At 65.6% G+C, this 3,792-nt stretch carries 2 protein-coding genes and 1 pseudogene; 2 read left to right on the forward strand and 1 reads right to left on the reverse strand.

Annotated elements, in window-relative coordinates; all coding sequences use genetic code 11:
• A pseudogene (locus AC1D00_RS31285) lies at positions 1-587 on the reverse strand (hypothetical protein); the annotation flags it as partial.
• Positions 588-1,270: 683 nt separating this feature from the next.
• Between AC1D00_RS31285 and AC1D00_RS31290 the strand changes: the two are divergent.
• Both AC1D00_RS31290 and AC1D00_RS31295 read left to right on the forward strand, forming a co-directional pair.
• Complete coding sequence (locus tag AC1D00_RS31290) at positions 1,271-1,792, forward strand: FecR domain-containing protein (protein ID WP_477013314.1); 522 nt, start codon at positions 1,271-1,273, stop codon at positions 1,790-1,792.
• Between the two features lie 52 nt (positions 1,793-1,844).
• Complete coding sequence (locus tag AC1D00_RS31295; RefSeq protein ID WP_477013315.1) at positions 1,845-3,731, forward strand: CHASE2 domain-containing protein; 1,887 nt, start codon at positions 1,845-1,847, stop codon at positions 3,729-3,731.
• Positions 3,732-3,792: the final 61 nt, after the last annotated feature.

Here is a 3,792-nt window from a genome sequence, read left to right on the forward strand (position 1 = left end):
CCCCAGAGCTTTTCGACCATCGACTGGCGCGGCCCGGTGATCGACATCACCGCGGCCTTGGCGCGGTCGGCAAAGGATTTCGGCTTCGCCTCGGGCGCCGGCACGACCCCGGCCGGATCGGCCGAAGCCAGTTGCATCTGCGCATCCGGAGCGCGCTTGGCCTTGTCCGCAGTCTTGTCGGCAACCTTGGCCGGGGCGGACGGCTTCAGCGCTTCGGCGACCTTCGCGATCACGCTCGGCTTCGCGGTGTCGGCGACCTTCGTTGCGGGCGCCTGGGCTACGGCACTCGCCGCATTGGATTCCACGCCTTGGGTCGCAGCCGCGGCAAAGCGCTCGTTGAACATCTCGCGCGAGATCGGCGCGGCGACCTGCAAACGGTCCGGCAGGAGTGCGAAGGCTTCCTTGATGGCGTCGCCCGCCTCGCGCAGCGCGACCTTGGGCGCGCGCTTGACCACGGGCTCGTCGTAGCCGTTGCTGCCGACGGTCGGATAGACGCTGGCGGCGAAGATGTTGCTGTAGACGGTCCAGCCGGCGCCAAGCACGACGCAGCCGATCAAGGCGGCGCCAAGCACGTTTTGGGTGGTCATTTTCCGGGAAGGCTTCCGATGTGGATTCTTGCCAGGATTTTTGGACTTCCGTGCCGCGTTACTTTGCGCAGCGATACTCGTACTCATTCGCCTTGCGTCCAGGACGGTGTCACTCAGTCCCCCTTCGAAGTGCCGCTGGTCACGATCCGGGAACAGCATCTCGCAGGCGGTCGGAGCGTCATTAAGGCGACTTTTAGTTAAATGCAGATTAAGTTCGGGCAGATGTGAGGCACCGCGTTAGCGCTGTCCCATTTCGAGAAAAAAGTCCGCAGAACTACGGACTTAGCCGCGTCTGTTAACTATAATTCTCGGCTTGATCGGTGCGCTCAGCGGACGTCTTCGACGGCCTCTCTAGGCGCATCCAACCAAGTCATTTTCGTGGTCTTCAATACCGCCGGAGCATAGCCGCGAAGCATTGCGCGAGGCTGGCGCGCACAGACGCACCCTCCGTCTTTCGACGCACCGACGTCAGCGACATGGCGGCAACGCTCACGCACATCACACATCGCACCGAGCGCTCACGCAGCACGGCTCCCTGACTGAAAGTTGATCGCGCCGGTCTGGAAAAGACCGCGGCAACTAAATACCTGCGGGAAGCGGCACTTTTCAGCAGCCTCTGCGCGTGATACGGTACCGTATCAACATCGCCTTGAACTGTGCCACGCACGCAAACGGAGGCTGGCATGAGAGGGATCGCACGTGCCGGGTTTCTCGCCCTGGCGTGGTCGTCGTTGTTGACGGGATACGTGGCCGCGCAGCCTGCCAATGCGGGCTGCACGGCGTCGCTCTCCGCCGCCGGCACGCAGACCTGGCGCTGCGACAACGGCATCACCATCGTTGCGGAAAACGGCGCCAGATTTGAACTTAAGGACGCCAACCGCGACGGACATATAGACTCCGTGGAGTTGAGCAGCAAAGCGCTGCTGGTCGAGGTGCCCAAAAAGCCCGGCGGCAATCCCTTCAAGGTGCTGACGCCGCAGGCGATCGCCGCCGTGCGCGGCACCAAATGGGCCGTCGACGTCGCCGATGCAAAAACCTCGGTCTTCGTCGCCGACGGCCGTGTCGGCGTGAGCCGCAGGAGCCGCGGACGCGGCGTCGTTCTGGGCCCTGGCGAAGGCGTCGATGTCGAGGCAACCGGTCCATTGACCGTCAAGACTTGGGGCCAGTCGCGCGTCGACGCGCTGATGGCAAGACTGGGTCAATAAGGCCCGCACGACAAAACGAAGAAGATTGCAGTAAAGAAGATTGCAGCACGTAATGACTAGACGCGTTCAGATCCTGGTGGCACTCGTCCTCACCGCGCTGTGGGGTGCAGGCATCTATGCCGCTCACGCCAACGGCCATCTGCGCTTTCTCGACCACCTCGAAGCAACCCTGACCGACCTGCGGACGCAGATCCGCGGCGTGCAGGTTCCGCCCGATCTCGTCACCATCGTCGCGATCGACGACACCGTCGTCAAACGCGGCGGCAGCTATCCCCTGCCGCGCGCCGATCTCGCCCGTGTCGTCGACACTATCGTGCAGTTCAAGCCGAAGGTCGTCGCGATCGACCTCTTGCTAGTCGACCGCAGCGCCGCGATCGGCGATGCCACGCTGGCCAACACGCTCGCCACCGGTCCCATGGTTCTCGCCGCCGCGGCGATCTTCCCGACTGCCAGCGAGACCGTGGCGCCCAGCAGCGAGGGTCCCCTCACCGTCCTGCCGCAGGCCGAGCGCTTCCTGCTGCCCTTGCCCGCATTTGTCGCCCACGCCGAGGTCGGCGTCGTCAACGTCGCGACGGGACAATCCGGCTCGCCGCTCTCRGTACCGATGCTGTTCCGGACGCACGACAAGGTCGAGCTGTCATTCCCCTTGCGCGTCGCGACCCGCGCGCTCGACAAGCCGCTGACGATCGCGCCGGATCACCTCATGCTGGGCGATCGCGTGGTGCCGACCGACACCGACTTCGCGCTGCCGATCACCTATTACGGTCCGCGCCGCACCATCCGCACCGTCAGCGCGCAGAGCATCTTCGACGGCACGCTCAGTCGCGCCGCCATCGAGAACCGGATCGTCGTGATCGGCGCCTCGGTCGCCGGCGGCGGCGATTTCTATCCGACGCCGTTCGATTCGCTCATGCCCGGCGTCGAGGTGATCTCCACCGCGATCACCCATCTCGTCGCCGGCGACGGCATCGTGCGCGACCGCAAGGTGCATATCGCCGACGCGCTCGCCGCCATCCTGCTGCCGGTGCTGCTGGTGGGATTGCTCGCCTGGCGGCGCAGCGCGCTCGGCATCATGGCGGCGGCGGCGGTGATGATCGCCTGGGCCGGGCTCAATCTGCTCGCGTTCACGCATGGGGTCTGGCTGAACGGCGCGACCACGCTTGCGGCCGCGATCCCGCCCGTTGCGATCTTTGCCGGCGTGCAGCTATGGGCGGGAGGCCGCCGCACGCAGTATTTCGCCGCCAAGAGCAGATCGCTCGCGCTATTCCAGGCACCCGCCGTGCAGGAGTGGCTGGCGCGCGATCCGAACTTCCTGTCGAAGCCTGTCCGGCAGGATGCCGCCGTGGTCTTCATCGATCTCTCCGGCTTCACGGCGCTGAGCGAGCGGACCGATCCGGACGCACTCAGGGATCTCCTGAAGGCGTTTCACGCGTTGATCGACAAGGCGGCAGTCGATTGCGGCGGCATGGTCACCGGCTTTCTCGGCGACGGCGCCATGCTCCTGTTCGGACTGCCACACGCAATGCCGGATGACGCGGCGCGCGCGCTGAAATGTTCGATCGACCTGCATCGCGGCGTCGAACGCTGGATCGCCTCGCTGCCCCCTGCGATCGGAGGCCAGGTCGGTTTCAAGATCGGCGCGCATTTCGGCCCGATCGTCGCCTCCCGTCTCGGCGAAAGCCACCAGCACATCACGGCGACCGGCGACACCGTCAACGTCGCGAGCCGGCTGATGGAGGTCGCGGCCCAGAACGATGCGCGGCTCGCGTTGACCGATACGCTGCTGGATGCCGCCGACTTCCACGGCGCTCCCGACGGCGTCCTGACAGGCCCCCTGCTCACGCAGGTCCGCGGCCGCTCCGGCGTCGTGACCGTCTGGTTCTGGCGCGACCGGAACGGGCCCAGCCAGGCCGCGACCAAGGCTGAGATGATCGATTGAATGGCCACCGCCAGCCGTCCAACACTCCACCGTCGTCCCGGCCGAGTGCGCAATTGCGCAC

The organism is Bradyrhizobium sp. P2_E8 (genome assembly GCF_056403875.1).